Genomic DNA, 17213 nt, shown 5'->3' on the forward strand with positions numbered 1-17213 from the left:
ACCAGGGACTCAATGGGCCGATTTTTGCAACAGGGCGTAAAAGAAACCGTCGTGGTCACCTGCCGGATTGTCCCGGACAGGCCCGGATTTTTCCCCCACTCCTGGAATTAAATGGCCTGGTGAGGGCAGCAACTGGGCGTTGGTGTTGTGTGCAAGAAACGTTTGGATCTGCAAGTCGCCCTCGGCCTTGAAGACCGAGCAGGTGCAGTACAGCAGGCGCCCGCCCGGCTTGAGCAACGGCCACAGCGCTTCCAGAATCTGACGCTGCAGTTGCGCCAGCTGCGCCACATCCGATTCGCGCCGCAACCAGCGCACGTCAGGATGGCGGCGCACGATGCCCGAGGCGGTGCAAGGCGCGTCCAGCAAGATGGCGTCAAAGGGGGTTCCGCCGCACTGCGACTGCCACCAGTCCTGGGGGCGCGACGCATCGGCCACCAGCACCTGCGCCGACAAGCCCAGCCGCGCCAGCGTGTCATGGATGCGCGCACTGCGCTTTTCATCCACCTCCAGCGCCGTGACCTGCAGCGGCGAGCCCGCGGGCGCATGTTCCAGCAGATGCGCAGTCTTGCCACCCGGCGCAGCGCAGGCATCCAGCACGCGCAAGGGCTGCGTCAAATCCAGCCCTTGCAGCACCAGGGGCGCCGCCTGCTGGGCAGCAGCGTCTTGCACCGACACCCAGCCGTCAGCAAACCCAGGCAGCACTTGCACCGGCACGGGCTGTGCCAGCTCCAGGCCCTGCGGCCCCACCACTTTTGCTTCTAAATTGATAGCTGCTAGCGCTTGCTGGTATTGCGCCAGAGTGCATTTTTGTTGATTGACCCGCAACGCCATGGGCGCATGTGCGTTGTTGGCCTGCAGAATGCGTTCCCAATCCGCCGGATAGTCTTGCTGCAACCGGCGAATCCACCAGGCGGGGTGGTTCCAGCGCGCAACGGGGTCGCCGTCGGTGGAGGCCACCAGTGCATCACGCTCACGCAAAAAGCGGCGCAGGCAGGCGTTGATGAAGGAGGCCTGCCCCCGCGTGGCCTGGCCGCGCTTGGCGGCTTCTACCGCCTGGTTGACCAAGGTGAAGGGCTCATAGGGCGCGGCCTGCGGGTCCCACGCCAGCGCCAGCGCCGTGCACAGCAGCGCGTCTGCCGCCGGGGGCGGCTTGCGGGCGACGAGCTGGCTGCGCAGTGCATCGGCCCGACCCAGGTTGCGCAGCACCTGGAACAACAGCGCCTGCACACCGGGGCGCAGACGCGGTTCCACGCCCTCGATCACCGCCGTACCCGACTGCCCTCCGCGAATGCCCTGCAACGCCTGGCACACCAGCATCAGCTGCTGCCACAAGGGCACGCCGGTGCCCGCAGGCGCTGCAGACGCTGGCGCACCGGACGCGGCGGCGGGCGAGCGCGAAGCGGCGGCCTGGGCACGCGGCGCCGCAGGTCGGGGGGAGGGTCGGGCGGGGCGTGGGGCAGAGGGGTTCATCAAGGAGTCCAGTGACAAGTCAGCACGCAGCAGTGTGCAACAGCTTCAAAAAAGAGGGGCGGTCAGCTCGCCGGTAGCGCCAGAGGCGCCGCTACCTTGGACCAAAGCCACAAACCTGCGCCAACACGCTGGCGGGGAACTGGCCAATGGCCGCTTGGTATGCCTGCATGGCGTCCTCCGCATTGCGCGCGGCGATGGTGGTCACGGCCTGCAAATCGGCAGCCTGCGCACGCCAGGGCGCCATCTCTGCCCCCTCGGTGCCGCCAGCGTTGGCCAGCATGTCGGTCCCAGCCGCCAGCAAGGCGCGGCAAGCATCCCATTCCGTGTGGCTGGGCAGGCGCCCTCCACCCTGCGTCTGGGCGGCCACCAGGGCCGCTTCCAGCACCTGGCTCGCGTGCTCCAGCCGCTCAGTCGCCGCCAAGGCAGCGCCGTCCGCCAAATCAGCAGCTTGCACCGGGGCAGCCGCCCGCCAGGCCTGTGACGTCTGTACCCAGCGGCGCAGCACCTCCTGCCACTGGGTATCAGCCGCTTGCACTGCAGCCCTCAGGCGCACCAGGCGGTTGTAAGCGCCCAGCGCCCAGAACACCATCACCGCAACCAAGATCCAGAACAGGGGGGACGACCACATACAGGGCACAAACAAGGCAATGCGCGGCCCTGGCGGGCCATGGCACCAATAGCCAAAGCACAGAGAAAAAGAGAAAGACGGTTCCAATAAAAAACGCTCCCGGCCCACCTAGCGGCAGGACGGGAGCGCTTTCAGACAAAGCCCAAGGGCTTAGTCGGCAGCGGCGTCAGACGCCGAAGCGCTGCTCTCCACCTCGGAGTCGTCGGCAGTCGCGGCCATTTCGGCGGCTTCTGCTTCGGCAATGGCGCGGCGCTCGGCGTCGTCCATGGCTTCCTTGGCCTTGCGCGCCTGGTGGTAGGCCAGACCCGTACCGGCAGGAATCAGGCGACCCACGATCACGTTTTCCTTCAGGCCGCGCAGCTCGTCGCGCTTGCCCATGATCGCCGCTTCGGTCAGCACGCGGGTCGTTTCCTGGAAGGAAGCGGCCGAGATGAACGAGTCGGTCGACAGCGAGGCCTTCGTGATACCCAGCAGCAAGTTGCTGTAGGTCGCGGGGATCTTGCCCTCGGCCTGCAGTGCCTCGTTGGTGTTGAGGATCTCGGAGCGCTCGACCTGTTCACCGGCAATGTAGTTCGACTCGCCAACGTTCTCGACCACCACACGGCGCAGCATCTGGCGAACGATCACCTCGATGTGCTTGTCGTTGATCTTCACGCCTTGCAAGCGGTACACGTCCTGCACTTCGTCCACGATGTAACGCGACAGCTCTTCGATACCCAACAGGCGCAGGATGTCTTGTGGGTCGGCGGGGCCGTCCACAATCGATTCGCCCTTGTTGACCACCTGGCCTTCGTGCACCAGGATGTTCTTTTCCTTGGGCACGAGTTCTTCCCACACCTTGCCTTCGGGGTCGGTGATCTGCAGACGGACCTTGCCCTTGGTTTCCTTACCGAAGGAGATGGTGCCGGTCATTTCTGCCAGCGTGCCCTTGTCCTTCGGCGTACGGGCTTCGAACAGCTCGGCCACACGGGGCAGACCGCCGGTAATGTCGCGGGTCTTCTGACCTTCGACAGGGATACGGGCCAGCACTTCGCCGGGGCCCACGTCCTGGCCGTCGCGCACCTGGATCAGAGCGCCCACCTGGAAGCCGATCGTCACCGAGTGGTCGGTGCCGGGGATCTTCACTTCCTGGCCTTGTGCGTCGATCAGCTTCACCTGTGGGCGAACGACCTTGGCAGCGCCACGGCGCTTGGGGTCGATCACCACCAGGGTGGACAGGCCGGTCACTTCGTCGACCTGCTTGGCCACTGTCAGGCCTTCCTCCACGTTCTCGAACTTCACCTGACCGGCGAATTCGGTAATGATGGGTCGGGTCAGCGGATCCCAGTTGGCCAGAATCGTGCCGGCCTTGATGGCCTGGTCGGCCTTCACGGTCAGCGTCGCACCGTAAGGCACCTTGTGGCGCTCACGCTCGCGGCCATGCTCGTCCTGGATGATGATTTCACCCGAACGTGCAATCACCACCAGCTCGCCCTTGGTGTTGCTCACGTAGCGCATCGTGGCATTGAAGCCGATCACGCCGTTGGACTTGGCTTCCACGCTCGAAGCGATGGCAGCACGCGAAGCGGCACCACCGATGTGGAAGGTACGCATGGTCAGCTGCGTGCCGGGTTCACCGATGGACTGGGCAGCGATCACACCCACGGCTTCGCCGAGGTTGATCAAACCACCGCGGCCCAAGTCGCGGCCGTAGCACTTGGCGCACAGGCCGTAGCGGGTTTCGCAGGTCAGCGCCGTGCGCACCTTGACTTCGTCCACGCCCACAGCCTCGATCTCTTCGATCAGGTCTTCTTCCAGCATCGTGCCGGCAGGCACCAGCACCGAGCGGTTTTCGGGGTGCAGCACATCTTCCGCTGCCGTGCGGCCCAGAATACGGTCGCGCAGCGATTCGATCACTTCACCGCCTTCAACGATGGCGCGCATCAGCGAACCATTGGCAGTGCCGCAATCCTCTTCGGTCACGACCAAGTCCTGCGTCACGTCCACCAGACGGCGGGTGAGGTAGCCGGAGTTAGCGGTCTTCAGCGCCGTGTCGGCCAGACCCTTACGGGCACCGTGGGTGGAGATGAAGTACTCCAACACGTTCAGACCTTCGCGGAAGTTCGCGGTGATAGGCGTTTCAATGATCGAGCCGTCTGGCTTGGCCATCAGACCGCGCATACCAGCCACCTGACGGATCTGGGCTGCAGAACCGCGGGCGCCGGAGTCGGCCATCATGTAGATGGAGTTGAAGGACTCCTGGTCCACTTCCTTGCCGTGGCGATCCACCACCTTCTGCTTGGACAGCTGGGCCATCATCACCTTGGAGACTTCGTCACCGGCCTTGCCCCAGATGTCCACCACCTTGTTGTAGCGCTCGCCGGAAGTCACCAGACCGGAGGCGTACTGCTGTGCAATCTCTTTCACGTCCTTTTCGGAGCGCTCGATGATGCTGGCCTTTTGTGGAGGCACCAGCATGTCGTCGATACAGATGGAGATACCAGCGCGCGTGGCCAGACGGAAACCGTTTTGCAGCAGCTTGTCGGCGAACACCACCGTTTCCTTCAGACCGCACTTGCGGAAGGACACGTTGATCAGGCGCGAGATTTCCTTCTTCTTGAGCGCCTTGTTCATGTACGAGAACGGCAGGCCCTTGGGCAGGATCTCGGACAGCAGTGCACGGCCCACGGTGGTTTCCACCAGCGAGGTCGAAGGCACGAATTCGCCCGTTTCCTTGTCCTTGGTCCACTCGGTCATGCGCACGGTGATCCGGGCGGCCAGTTCCACTTCGCCGGCGTCCAGAGCGCGCTGCACTTCACCGGTGTCAGCAAACACCAGGCCTTCGCCCTTGCCGTTGATACGGTCACGGGTGGCGTAGTACAGGCCCAGCACCACGTCCTGCGAAGGAACGATGGAGGGTTCGCCCGAGGCGGGGAACAGCACGTTGTTGGAGGCCAGCATCAGCGTGCGGGCTTCCATCTGCGCTTCCACCGACAGCGGCACGTGAACAGCCATCTGGTCACCGTCGAAGTCGGCGTTGAAGGCCGCGCAAACGAGGGGGTGCAGCTGGATGGCCTTGCCTTCGATCAGGATGGGCTCAAAGGCCTGGATACCCAAACGGTGCAGCGTAGGCGCACGGTTCAGCATCACGGGGTGCTCTTTGATGACCTCTTCCAGAATGTCCCACACCACGGGGGTGCCGGATTCGACTTCCTTCTTGGCGGCCTTGATCGTCGTCGCGATGCCCATGGCTTCGAGGCGCGAGAAGATGAATGGCTTGAACAGCTCCAGCGCCATCAGCTTGGGCAGACCGCACTGGTGCAGCTTGAGCGTTGGGCCCACGGTAATCACGGAACGACCGGAGTAGTCCACGCGCTTACCCAGCAAGTTCTGGCGGAAGCGGCCCGACTTACCCTTGATCATGTCAGCCAGGGACTTCAGTGCGCGCTTGTTGGCGCCGGTCATGGCCTTGCCACGGCGGCCGTTGTCCAACAGCGAATCGACAGCCTCTTGCAGCATCCGCTTTTCGTTGCGGGCGATGATTTCAGGGGCCTTCAGCTCCAGCAGGCGGCGCAGACGCGAGTTGCGGTTGATGACGCGGCGGTACAGGTCGTTCAGGTCGGATGTGGCGAAACGGCCGCCGTCCAGCGGCACCAGCGGACGCAGGTCCGGGGGCAGCACGGGCAGCACTTCCAGCACCATCCACTCGGGCTTGATGCCAGACTTCTTGAACGCTTCGAGCACCTTCAGGCGCTTGGCGTTCTTCTTGACCTTGACTTCGGAGCCGGTCAGGTCGCCGCGCAGCTTCTCGATCGACAGGTCGATGTCGATGGATTCAAGCAGGTCCTTGATGCCTTCAGCGCCCATCTTGGCGATGAATTCGTCGCCGTATTCCTTGCGCTTGGCGTCGTAGTCGTCCTCGGACATGATGCTGAACTTCTTCAGCGGGGTCATGCCGGGGTCGGTCACCACGTAGGCTTCAAAGTACAGCACGCGTTCGATGTCGCGCAGGGTCATGTCCAGCACCAGGCCCAGACGCGATGGCAGCGACTTCAGGAACCAGATGTGGGCGCAAGGCGCGGCCAGATCGATGTGGCCCATGCGCTCGCGGCGCACCTTGGTCTGTGTGACTTCAACGCCGCACTTCTCGCAGATCACGCCGCGGTGCTTCAGGCGCTTGTACTTGCCGCACAGGCATTCGTAGTCCTTGATGGGACCAAAAATCTTGGCGCAGAACAGGCCGTCGCGCTCGGGCTTGAACGTACGGTAGTTGATGGTTTCGGGCTTCTTCACTTCACCGAAAGACCACGAACGGATCTTCTCGGGCGAGGCCATGCCAATGCGGATGGCGTCAAAGTGCTCATCCGGCGTGAATTGCTTGAACAGGTCGAGTAGCGATTTCATGTGACTCTTTCCTTTTCGTCAAAAATCATAGCTACCAGCGCTTGATACACGGGGCTTTGGATGCTTAAACATACGCAAAGCCTTTATCAACAAGCGCTAGCAGCTCACTTTTTTAATAATCCCGATCCTGTTCAGGAGCGTTCGAGTTCGATGTCCAGGCCCAGGGAACGAATTTCCTTGACCAGCACATTGAACGATTCCGGCATGCCGGCTTCGATGGCGTGTTCGCCCTTGACGATGGACTCGTACACCTTGGTACGGCCCACCACGTCGTCGGACTTCACGGTCAGCATTTCCTGCAGCACGTAGGCGGCGCCGTACGCTTCCAGCGCCCACACTTCCATTTCCCCGAAACGCTGGCCACCGAACTGCGCCTTACCACCCAGCGGCTGCTGCGTGACGAGCGAGTAAGGACCAGTCGAGCGGGCGTGCATCTTGTCGTCCACCAAGTGGTGCAGCTTCAGGTAATGCATGTAGCCGATGGTTGTGGGACGCTCGAAGCGGTCACCCGTGCGGCCGTCGTGCAGATAGGCTTGCGTGCGGGTAGGCGTCAGGCCCTTGCGTTCGGCGATGTCATCAGGGTATGCAATCTTCAGCATGTCCTTGATTTCTTCTTCCGAAGCACCGTCGAACACTGGCGTTGCGTAAGGCACGCCGGCCGTCAGGTTCTGCGCCATGGCCATCAGGTCTTCGTCCGACAGCTGCGACAGGTCTTCCTTGCGGCCACGCGAGTTGTAGACCTCTTCCAGGAAGGCGCGCAGTTCAGAAGCCTTGGCTTCTTGCTGCAGCATGTCGCCAATGCGCTGACCAATGCCCTTGCCAGCCCAGCCCAAGTGGACTTCCAGCACCTGACCAATGTTCATCCGCGAAGGCACGCCCAGCGGGTTCAGAACGATGTCGGCAGGGGTGCCGTCGGCCATGTAAGGCATGTCTTCGACCGGAACGATCTTGGAGACCACACCCTTGTTACCGTGGCGGCCAGCCATCTTGTCACCAGGCTGCAAGCGGCGCTTGACGGCCAGGTACACCTTGACCATCTTGAGCACGCCCGCAGGCAGCTCGTCGCCTTGCGTGAGCTTCTTGCGCTTTTCTTCAAAAGCCAGGTCGAAGCTGTGGCGGGTTTGCTCCAGCGCGTTCTTGATGGATTCGAGCTGGGTCGCGACTTCGTCTTCGGCAGGGCGAATGTCGAACCAGTGGAATTTCTCCACCGACGACAGGTAGGCCTTGTCGATCTTCGTGCCCTTGGCCAGCTTCTGTGGGCCGCCGTTGGCGACGCGGCCAGTCAGCAGCTTTTCGATACGGTCAAACGCATCGGCTTCCACAATGCGCAGCTGGTCGTTCAGGTCCAGGCGGAAGCGCTTGAGTTCATCGTCGATGATCTGCTGGGCGCGCTTGTCGCGCTGGATGCCTTCACGGGTGAACACCTGCACGTCGATCACGGTGCCCGACGAGCCCTGGTCCACACGCAGCGAGGTGTCCTTCACGTCCGAAGCCTTCTCGCCGAAGATGGCGCGCAAGAGCTTCTCTTCAGGCGTGAGCGTGGTTTCGCCCTTGGGCGTGACCTTGCCCACCAGCGTGTCGCCAGGCTGCACTTCAGCACCCACGTAGATGATGCCGGACTCGTCCAGGCGGTTCAGTTGCTGCTCCGACAGGTTCGGAATGTCGCGTGTGATTTCCTCGGCGCCCAGCTTGGTGTCGCGGGCCATCACAACCAGCTCTTCGATGTGGATCGAGGTGTAGCGGTCTTCAGCCACCACGCGCTCGCTGATCAGGATCGAGTCTTCGAAGTTGTAGCCGTTCCAGGGCATGAACGCGATCAGCATGTTCTGGCCGATGGCGATTTCGCCAAAGTCGGTCGAAGCGCCGTCCGCAATCACGTCGCCCTTGACCAGCTTGTCACCCTTCTTGACGATGGGGCGCTGGTGGATGTTCGTGTTCTGGTTGGAACGCTGGTACTTGATGAGGTTGTAGATGTCCACACCCACTTCACCGGCCACCGCTTCAGCGTCGTTCACGCGCACCACGATGCGGGTGGCGTCCACGTAGTCCACCACACCGCCACGGTTGGCCGTGACCACGGTGCCGGAGTCCACCGCCGCCACGCGCTCGATGCCCGTGCCGACCAGGGGCTTCTCGGGACGCAGCACAGGCACCGCCTGACGCGACATGTTCGCACCCATCAACGCGCGGTTGGCGTCATCGTGCTCCAGGAACGGAACCAGCGAGGCAGCCACCGACACGATCTGTGCAGGAGACACGTCCATGTACTGCACACGGTCTGCGCTGCAGAGGATGGATTCACCCTTTTCACGGGCAGACACCAGATCACCCGTCAGGCGACCATCCTTGTCGAGCTGCGCGTTCGCCTGGGCGATCACGTACTTGCCTTCTTCAATGGCCGACAGGTAGTCGATTTCGTTGGTGATCTTGCCGTCCACCACGCGGCGGTAAGGCGTCTCAATGAAGCCGTACTCATTCAGGCGGGCGTACAAAGCCAGCGAGTTGATCAGACCAATGTTGGGACCTTCAGGCGTTTCGATAGGGCAGACGCGACCGTAGTGGGTCACGTGCACGTCACGCACCTCAAAGCCTGCGCGCTCACGGGTCAAACCGCCTGGGCCCAGAGCGGACACACGGCGCTTGTGCGTGATTTCGGCCAGAGGGTTGGTCTGGTCCATGAACTGCGACAGCTGCGATGCGCCGAAGAATTCTTTCAGAGCAGCCGAGATCGGCTTGCTGTTGATCAGGTCATGGGGCATCAGCGGCTCTTGCTCAGCCTGACCCAGACGTTCCTTCACAGCCTTTTCGATACGCGCCAGGCCGGTGCGGTACTGGTTCTCAGCCAGTTCGCCCACGCAGCGCACGCGGCGGTTGCCCAGATGGTCGATATCGTCCACCTCGCCACGGCCATTGCGCAGATCCACGAGGATCTTGACCACGGCCAGGATGTCTTCGTTGGACAGCACCATGGGGCCCGTGGATTCGTCGCGGCCGATCTTGGCGTTGAACTTCATGCGGCCCACGCGCGAGAGGTCGTACGTGTCCGGGTTGTAGAACAGGCGCTGGAACAGGGCCTGCACGGCGTCTTCCGTCGGCGGCTCGCCGGGGCGCATCATGCGGTAGATGGCCACGCGCGCAGCGAACTCATCGGCCGTTTCATCGATGCGCAGGGTTTGCGAGATGTAGGCGCCTTGGTCGAGTTCGTTGGTGTAGATGACTTGCAGGTCACGCACGCCAGCGGAGCGCAGCTTCTTGAGCAGGGCTTCAGTCAGCTCATCGTTGGCCTTGGCGATGATTTCGCCAGTGTCCGCATCCACAATGTTGCGGGCCACGACGCGACCAATCAGGAAGTCTTCGGGCACGCTGATGTGGGTCGTGCCAGACTGCTCCAGCTCGCGCGTATGGCGCGCGGTGATGCGCTTGTCCTTGGCGACGACGACCTTGCCGCTCTTGTCGGTGATGTCGAAACGGGCAACTTCACCCTTGAGGCGATCGGGCACAAACTCCATTTGTGCGCCGCTGTCCATCAGGCGGAAGTTGTCGTTGACGAAGAAGTTCGCCAGGATCGACTCGGGGTTCAGGCCAATCGCCTTGAGCAGCGTGGTGACGGGCATCTTGCGACGACGGTCCACGCGGAAGTACAGGATGTCCTTCGGATCGAATTCGAAGTCCAGCCACGAGCCACGGTAAGGAATGATGCGGGCGGAGAACAGCAACTTGCCCGAGCTGTGCGTCTTGCCCTTGTCGTGTTCGAAGAACACGCCTGGCGAACGGTGCAGCTGGGACACGATCACGCGCTCCGTGCCGTTGATGATGAACGAGCCCTTGTCAGTCATCAGGGGCACTTCGCCCATGTAGACCTCTTGCTCTTTCACTTCCTTGACCACTTTGGACTGCGAAGTCGAAGACTCGCGGTCATAAATGATGAGCTGCACCTTGGCACGCACGGCCGACGCAAACGTCAGACCACGGGTCTGGCATTCACGTACATCAAAGGCAGGCTTGGCCAAGTTGTACTCAATGAACTTCATCTCCACAAAACCGTTGTGAGAGACGATAGGGAAAGCTGCGTCGAAAGCGGCCTGAAGCCCTTCGATGGTTCGTTTCTGGGGGGGCGTATCAGCCTGCAAGAAAGCGGTGTACGCATCCTTCTGCATCTGCAGCAGGTAAGGAACTTCGAGCACGCTATCGCGGCTGCCGAAACTTTTGCGAATTCGCTTGCGTTCGGTGTAAGAATAGGCCATGAGATCTCCGGGCAAAGACATGAGTCCTGGGTCTTCGACGACTGACCCGCAAGGTGCGTTCCTGTGCGGGCTTGGCGGTTGGCCACTACCAACCATGGCGGACGGCGATGCGTTGCACATCACCCGAACCAAGGTATCTTCTGCTGTCGGGGTTGTCAGAAGACACTCGAAAACCTGGGCTGTTTGCAAGGCCCTTGAATGAAGAGCCAAGCCGGTTTTCGAGTGCGCTCTGAAAGCGCCAAAGGCTGGAGGCCCTTGAGGAGCACTCCAGCCCTTGAAAGGAACCGAATTACTTGAGTTCGGCCTTGGCGCCGGCTTCCACCAGCTTCTTGACAGCGGCTTCGGCATCTGCCTTGGCAATGCCTTCCTTGACGTTCTTGGGAGCGCCGTCCACCAGGTCCTTGGCTTCCTTGAGGCCCAGACCAGTGATTTCGCGCACTGCCTTGATGACGGAAACCTTGTTGGCGCCAGCATCGGTCAGCACCACGTTGAATTCTGTCTTTTCTTCAGCAGCAGCAGCGCCAGCGCCACCACCAGCGGCAGCAGGAGCAGCCATGGCTGCAGCGCTCACGCCAAACTTCTCTTCAATGGCCTTCACCAGGTCATTGAGTTCCAGGACCGTCATGCTGTCGAGAGCGGTCAGAAATGCGTCTTTATCGAATGCCATTTTGATTTCCTAACAATTGGTTAACACGTGACTGCACTGCTATCAAGCAGCGGCAGTTTCGCCTTCGCCTTTTTTCGCCGCCAAGGCACCCAACACCACTGCGGTGCGGGAAATAGGCGACATAAGCAAGCCACACAACTGGGCCAGCAACACTTCCTTGGAAGGAATGTTGGCCAGTTGCTTAACGCCGTTGACATCCAGGGCCTTGCCACCGAAAGCACCGCCGCGAATCACCAACTTGTCGTTGGTCTTCGCGAAATCGGCCACCACTTTGGCGGCGGCCACGGCATCTTCGGAGAAGCCATAGATCAGGGGACCAGTCATCTGGTCGGCCACCACGTCAAACTGGCTGCCAGCCACAGCACGGCGGGCCAGGGTGTTCTTCAGAACACTCAGGCTCACACCCTTGCTGCGTGCTTCAACGCGCAGTTTGGTCATGTCGGCGACCGTGATGCCACGGTATTCCGCGATCACAAGCGTTTGAGCTTTTGCGGCGAGGCTGGTCACTTCAGAAATGACCGCTTCTTTCTCACTGCGATTAAGACTCAAGGTCTACTCCTTCATTTGCGCAATCAGGTTTTCACCCTCATGCACGCTCTTGTTGCAGCGACCAACTGTTTCGGAACGAATTCCATCTGCAGCGGGATCGCCATCTGCGTTGGCCCTCTAACGGATTAAGTGCAGCAGCGCACACCAACGGTCTTGGATGGCCTGGGAGTTCTTGTGCAGCACTCCCAGCCCACCACATCGGGCCTCGCGAAAGACCCGAAGATTTCTTGCAATTACGCTGCGATGGACTGTGTGTCCACGCGGACGCCAACGCCCATCGTGGAGGAAACAGCCACCTTGCGCAGGTACAGACCCTTGCTCGAAGCAGGCTTGGCCTTGTTCAGCGCGTCGATCAACGCAGCCAGGTTACCCTGGAGCTTTTCGTTGTCGAACGAACGGCGACCAATGGTGCTGTGCACGATACCGGCCTTGTCGACACGGAACTGCACCTGACCAGCCTTGGCGTTCTTCACAGCCGTGGCAACGTCGGGAGTCACTGTGCCAACCTTGGGGTTAGGCATCAGACCGCGTGGGCCCAGAATTTGACCCAGCGTACCCACCACACGCATCGCGTCGGGAGCAGCAATCACCACGTCGAAAGGCATGTCACCGGCCTTGACCATGGCAGCCAGGTCGTCCATACCAACCACGTCAGCGCCGGCAGCCTTGGCTTCTTCAGCCTTGGCACCCTGTGCAAACACGGCAACGCGAGTTGTCTTGCCTGTGCCGTTGGGCAGCACCACAGCGCCGCGCACCACTTGGTCAGACTTCTTGGCGTCGATGCCGAGCTGCACAGCCACGTCGATGGATTCATCGAACTTGGCAGTAGCTGCTTCCTTCACCAAAGCCACGGCATCAGCGAAAGCGTACAGCTTGGTGCTGTCTACCTTGCCCTGCAGGGCCTTTTGCTTTTTAGTCAACTTGGCCATTTACAAACCCTCCACCGTCACGCCCATCGAGCGAGCAGAACCAGCCAGCGTGCGCACAGCGGCGTTCACGTCAGCAGCATTCATGTCCTTCATCTTGGTCTTGGCGATCTCTTCGAGCTGTTCGCGTGTGATCTTGCCTACCTTGGTCTTCAGCGCGTTGGAAGAACCCTTTTCGAGCTTGATGGCCTTCTTGATCAAGGTCGTCGCTGGTGGCGTCTTGATGATGAAGGTGAAGCTCTTGTCGGCAAACGCAGTGATCACCACGGGCAGTGGCAGACCTGGCTCAACGCCCTGGGTCTGGGCATTGAACGCCTTGCAGAACTCCATGATGTTCAGACCACGTTGACCCAGTGCAGGACCGATTGGTGGGGATGGGTTGGCCTTACCAGCTGGAACTTGCAGCTTGATAAAACCGACGATTTTCTTCGCCATGTTTTGCTCCTTGCGGGTTGTAACGCCAGCTCTCGTGCACCGTCGCGTACGAAAACCGGCTCCCCGGGGTTAACGACTCATCAAACAAATCCTCGCATTGAGCCGAAAAATGCGAGGGCCACTTTCAGATCAGGTTTTTTCAACCTGACCAAATTCCAATTCCACAGGAGTCGAACGACCAAAGATCATCACCGACACACGCAGACGATTCTTCTCGTAATTGACCTCTTCCACCGAACCATTGAAGTCAGTGAATGGGCCTTCTTTGACACGAACCAACTCACCCACCATGAATTCGATCTTGTGGCGAGGCTTGTCAGTGCCTTCCTGCATCTGGCTAACGATCTTTTGCACCTCTTCTTCAGAGATCGGGGCAGGGCGATTCTTCGCACCGCCGACAAAACCCGTCACTTTGTTGGTGTGCTTTACCAAGTGCCACGTATCGTCATCCATGACCATCTCGACGAAGACATAGCCCGGAAACAGTCGGCGTTCAGTTGTTTTCTTCTGGCCGTTTTTCATCTCCACCACCTCTTCGGTGGGAACGAGAATGCGACCAAACTTGTCTTGCATTCCTGCGCGGCCAATACGCTCAAGAATATTGCGCTCTACAGCCTTCTCCATGCCTGAATAGGCATGGACGATATACCAGCGCAAATCAGGATTAGAAGACGCCGCAGGCGCCGAAGCACCACCATCTACCATCACAGCATCGATTGTCATGACTTTCTCCATCCCAAAATGAGGTCGTAAAAAACCCATTCCAGGGTTTTGTCCGTAAACCACAGAAAAAGCGCCATGATGACAACGAAGGCAAACACATAAGCAGTCATCTGCAGTGTTTCCTTGCGCGTAGGCCACACCACCTTTTTGACTTCGCGCCATGCATCACGGGCGAAAGCAACAAACTGACGACCGGACTCGGAGATCAGGAATACGCCTGCCGCTGCCACCAAGCCAACCAGCAAGACGCCCCATTGAACATAGACACCTTGCTTTGCCAAGAAATAAAAGCCGGCAACAGCAGCAACGACCAAGGCAGCAACAGCAAAGAGCTTCGCCTTGTCTGCACCCGAACTGACGGTTTCAACCTGTGAGGCAGCCATGTTTAATATTTCCACTTCATTTCACACGGCATCACACAAGACACCGAAGCCCGCCAGATCCTGGCGGGCTTTGTTTGAGCCACATTCAAGTGGCAGGGGCAGTAGGAATCGAACCTACAACCTTCGGTTTTGGAGACCGACGCTCTGCCAATTGAGCTATACCCCTACGAACACGCTAATTAAGCAATGATCTTGGCAACCACGCCAGCGCCCACGGTACGGCCGCCTTCACGGATAGCGAAGCGCAGACCTTCTTCCATGGCGATGGGGTTGATCAGCTTCACAGTGATCGACACGTTGTCACCAGGCATCACCATTTCCTTGTCGGCTGGCAGCTCGATGGCGCCAGTCACGTCAGTCGTACGGAAGTAGAACTGAGGACGGTAGTTGTTGAAGAAGGGAGTGTGGCGGCCGCCTTCGTCCTTGCTCAACACATACACTTCAGCGGTGAAGTGGGTGTGGGGCTTGATCGAGCCGGGCTTGCACAGCACTTGGCCGCGTTCCACGTCTTCGCGCTTGGTGCCGCGCAGCAGCAGGCCCACGTTGTCGCCAGCTTGACCTTGGTCCAGCAGCTTGCGGAACATTTCCACGCCAGTGCAGGTGGTCTTTTGCGTTTCGCGGATACCCACGATTTCGATTTCTTCGCCGACCTTGATGATGCCGCGCTCAACGCGACCGGTCACCACGGTACCGCGACCGGAGATGGAGAACACGTCTTCCACGGGCATCAGGAAAGCGCCGTCCACTGCACGCTCAGGCGTGGGGATGTAGGTGTCCAGAGCTTCGGCCAGCTTGTCGATGGCTTGTTCGCCCAGAGGACCCTTGTCGCCTTCCAGAGCCAGCTTGGCGGAGCCGCGCACGATGGGGGTGTCGTCGCCTGGGAAGTCATACTTGTCCAGGAGTTCGCGCACTTCCATTTCGACGAGTTCGAGCAGCTCTTCGTCGTCCACCATGTCGCACTTGTTCAGGAACACGATGATGTAGGGCACGCCCACTTGGCGAGCCAGCAGGATGTGTTCACGGGTCTGGGGCATTGGGCCGTCAGCGGCGGAGCACACCAGGATGGCGCCGTCCATTTGAGCGGCGCCAGTGATCATGTTCTTCACATAGTCAGCGTGGCCGGGGCAGTCCACGTGAGCGTAGTGGCGGTTAGCGGTTTCGTATTCAACGTGGGCAGTGTTGATGGTAATGCCGCGTGCCTTTTCTTCGGGCGCTGCGTCGATTTCATCGTACTTCTTGGCTTCGCCGCCGAACTTGGCAGACAGCACGGTTGCGATAGCAGCCGTCAGGGTCGTCTTGCCATGGTCCACGTGACCGATCGTGCCCACGTTGACGTGGGGCTTGGTACGCTCGAATTTTCCTTTTGCCATTTTTCCGACTCCGAAAAATATCTATCTCAAAACAACAGGATCTCGGCGCAACCAGAACCGGACGCACCTTCAAATGGTGCCCATGGCGGGAATCGGACCCGCGACCTCTCCCTTACCAAGGGAGTGCTCTACCACTGAGCCACATGGGCAAATCTGATCATCACAAAAAATAATGACAGACGAAAAACCAAAGAACCAAAAAAGTGGAGCGGGAGACGGGAATCGAACCCGCGTCATTAGCTTGGAAGGCTAGGGTTCTACCATTGAACTACTCCCGCATTGGCTTTTCAGCCTCTGCGAAGCTCGTCAGACTGACAAGCCACTCACTAAATTTGGTGGAGGGGACTGGATTCGAACCAGTGTAGGCGTAAGCCAACAGATTTACAGTCTGCCCCCTTTAGCCACTCGGGCACCCCTCCGAAGAATTTCGAATTCTAGCACGACTTTCATCAACACCCACAAAAATCGGCGAAAAGACAAAAGATTTGGCGCGGCTGGCGGGGATCGAACCCACGACCCTTGGCTTCGGAGGCCAATACTCTATCCACTGAGCTACAGCCGCGCTAATTGACGTGCAAGCCCAACATTATTGCACGCAAGCACACAACAACAACGACACTGGAACATCAAACCGCGCCATCACACCATTTGAGACCCAGGCCCAACAAAAAGGCGTCGGTCGCACTCGCACCCACCTTCACCAAATCAAACGCCCCCTGGCACAAGATCCAGTTTTGAATGAGCCCATCAAACAGAGCATGCAAAGCAACCGCAGCCTCATGCGGAGACAGAGAGACCGGCAATGGACTCACTTCAGCCGCCAAAGCGAAGTCTTTGGCAAGCTGCGCCGTGAAAGCACCCGACGCAGCAATGTGCCGATCCCGGATAGCAGCCATCTCTTCCACATACTCAACTTTGTACATGGCAATTTCAAACACACGCCGGGCCTGGGCATTCGATGCCACAACCCCCAAAACGAACGCCATCACCGAACGCAGACGCCCCACAGGATCGCCACTCGCAAGACACGAGAACTGAGCACAGCCCTCCTCCAAAGGCAGCGTCACGCGATCCATCATGGCGTTAAACAGATCGACCTTGTCTTTGAAGTGCCAGTAGAGCGCCCCGCGCGTCGCCCCCGCCGCCGAGGCAATGTCACTCAACGAAGCCCGCGACACGCCCTTTTCACAAAACACACGCTCGGCCGCATCAATCAATCCATTGCGTGTCGCAGCTGCGTCTTCCTTGGTCCTGCGCGCCATCTCCACCATCCATTTCTTTAACGGCAACCCGAAAATCCGCGGTCACCATTCAATTATACATTCACGATTGTATGTATAATCCCGCACCTTATCCGTCGGGCTTTCGTTCGACTGCAATCTACTGTGGTCATCTTCTTCGGCTTCTGAAATGATCGACCTGCCCTCGCTCCAGC

Annotated in this window: 12 protein-coding genes and 5 tRNA genes; all 17 read right to left on the reverse strand. The window is 59.8% G+C overall.

The window, feature by feature from the left end:
• Positions 1–9: 9 nt before the first annotated feature.
• The 17 genes from rsmB to PQV96_RS18950 all read right to left on the reverse strand — a co-directional run bounded on the left by rsmB (position 10) and on the right by PQV96_RS18950 (position 17040).
• On the reverse strand, positions 10–1470 hold the full coding sequence (rsmB, locus tag PQV96_RS18870) for a 16S rRNA (cytosine(967)-C(5))-methyltransferase RsmB (RefSeq protein ID WP_409855592.1): 1461 nt from the start codon (positions 1468–1470) through the stop codon (positions 10–12).
• A 91-nt stretch (positions 1471–1561) separates the two neighbouring features.
• Positions 1562–2098, reverse strand: coding sequence for a hypothetical protein (locus PQV96_RS18875; protein ID WP_273623878.1), 537 nt, complete (start codon positions 2096–2098; stop codon positions 1562–1564).
• Between the two features lie 150 nt (positions 2099–2248).
• On the reverse strand, positions 2249–6481 hold the full coding sequence (rpoC, locus tag PQV96_RS18880) for a DNA-directed RNA polymerase subunit beta' (protein ID WP_273623880.1): 4233 nt from the start codon (positions 6479–6481) through the stop codon (positions 2249–2251).
• Positions 6482–6612: 131 nt separating this feature from the next.
• On the reverse strand, positions 6613–10725 hold the full coding sequence (rpoB, locus tag PQV96_RS18885) for a DNA-directed RNA polymerase subunit beta (protein ID WP_273623882.1): 4113 nt from the start codon (positions 10723–10725) through the stop codon (positions 6613–6615).
• A 289-nt stretch (positions 10726–11014) separates the two neighbouring features.
• Positions 11015–11392 (reverse strand): 50S ribosomal protein L7/L12, encoded by a 378-nt coding sequence (gene rplL, locus PQV96_RS18890; RefSeq protein ID WP_005797571.1) that lies wholly within the window; start codon positions 11390–11392, stop codon positions 11015–11017.
• Positions 11393–11434: 42 nt separating this feature from the next.
• Positions 11435–11941, reverse strand: coding sequence for a 50S ribosomal protein L10 (gene rplJ, locus PQV96_RS18895; RefSeq protein ID WP_044397358.1), 507 nt, complete (start codon positions 11939–11941; stop codon positions 11435–11437).
• Positions 11942–12174: 233 nt separating this feature from the next.
• On the reverse strand, positions 12175–12870 hold the full coding sequence (gene rplA / locus PQV96_RS18900) for a 50S ribosomal protein L1 (protein ID WP_015012232.1): 696 nt from the start codon (positions 12868–12870) through the stop codon (positions 12175–12177).
• Complete coding sequence (gene rplK, locus PQV96_RS18905; protein WP_044397362.1) at positions 12871–13302, reverse strand: 50S ribosomal protein L11; 432 nt, start codon at positions 13300–13302, stop codon at positions 12871–12873.
• A gap of 129 nt (positions 13303–13431) precedes the next feature.
• Positions 13432–14025: a transcription termination/antitermination protein NusG gene (gene nusG / locus PQV96_RS18910; RefSeq protein WP_273623885.1), complete on the reverse strand. Its 594-nt coding sequence runs from the start codon at positions 14023–14025 to the stop codon at positions 13432–13434.
• Positions 14022–14408 (reverse strand): preprotein translocase subunit SecE, encoded by a 387-nt coding sequence (gene secE / locus PQV96_RS18915; RefSeq protein ID WP_273623886.1) that lies wholly within the window; start codon positions 14406–14408, stop codon positions 14022–14024. The genes nusG and secE overlap by 4 nt, the downstream gene beginning before the upstream one ends.
• Positions 14409–14498: 90 nt before the next feature.
• Positions 14499–14574, reverse strand: a tRNA-Trp gene (locus PQV96_RS18920).
• Between the two features lie 13 nt (positions 14575–14587).
• Complete coding sequence (gene tuf, locus PQV96_RS18925) at positions 14588–15778, reverse strand: elongation factor Tu (protein WP_207373633.1); 1191 nt, start codon at positions 15776–15778, stop codon at positions 14588–14590.
• 74 nt (positions 15779–15852) lie between these two features.
• Positions 15853–15927: transfer RNA gene (locus PQV96_RS18930), tRNA-Thr, on the reverse strand.
• Positions 15928–15982: 55 nt separating this feature from the next.
• Positions 15983–16056, reverse strand: a tRNA-Gly gene (locus PQV96_RS18935).
• 55 nt (positions 16057–16111) lie between these two features.
• Positions 16112–16197: transfer RNA gene (locus PQV96_RS18940), tRNA-Tyr, on the reverse strand.
• Between the two features lie 67 nt (positions 16198–16264).
• Positions 16265–16340, reverse strand: a tRNA-Arg gene (locus PQV96_RS18945).
• Between the two features lie 64 nt (positions 16341–16404).
• Positions 16405–17040, reverse strand: a complete 636-nt coding sequence (locus tag PQV96_RS18950) for a TetR family transcriptional regulator (protein WP_273625284.1) — start codon at positions 17038–17040, stop codon at positions 16405–16407.
• Positions 17041–17213: the final 173 nt, after the last annotated feature.

The sequence above is a fragment of the Acidovorax temperans genome (assembly GCF_028596105.1).
GTDB lineage: Bacteria > Pseudomonadota > Gammaproteobacteria > Burkholderiales > Burkholderiaceae_C > Acidovorax > Acidovorax temperans.

Coding starts and splice junctions, on each gene's coding strand:
- rsmB (WP_409855592.1), bottom strand. CDS start 1,470: ATGAACCCCTCTGCCCCACGCCCCGCCCGACCCTCCCCCCGACCTGCG.
- PQV96_RS18875 (WP_273623878.1), bottom strand. CDS start 2,098: ATGTGGTCGTCCCCCCTGTTCTGGATCTTGGTTGCGGTGATGGTGTTC.
- rpoC (WP_273623880.1), bottom strand. CDS start 6,481: ATGAAATCGCTACTCGACCTGTTCAAGCAATTCACGCCGGATGAGCAC.
- rpoB (WP_273623882.1), bottom strand. CDS start 10,725: ATGGCCTATTCTTACACCGAACGCAAGCGAATTCGCAAAAGTTTCGGC.
- rplL (WP_005797571.1), bottom strand. CDS start 11,392: ATGGCATTCGATAAAGACGCATTTCTGACCGCTCTCGACAGCATGACG.
- rplA (WP_015012232.1), bottom strand. CDS start 12,870: ATGGCCAAGTTGACTAAAAAGCAAAAGGCCCTGCAGGGCAAGGTAGAC.
- rplK (WP_044397362.1), bottom strand. CDS start 13,302: ATGGCGAAGAAAATCGTCGGTTTTATCAAGCTGCAAGTTCCAGCTGGT.
- nusG (WP_273623885.1), bottom strand. CDS start 14,025: ATGACAATCGATGCTGTGATGGTAGATGGTGGTGCTTCGGCGCCTGCG.
- secE (WP_273623886.1), bottom strand. CDS start 14,408: ATGGCTGCCTCACAGGTTGAAACCGTCAGTTCGGGTGCAGACAAGGCG.
- tuf (WP_207373633.1), bottom strand. CDS start 15,778: ATGGCAAAAGGAAAATTCGAGCGTACCAAGCCCCACGTCAACGTGGGC.
- PQV96_RS18950 (WP_273625284.1), bottom strand. CDS start 17,040: ATGGCGCGCAGGACCAAGGAAGACGCAGCTGCGACACGCAATGGATTG.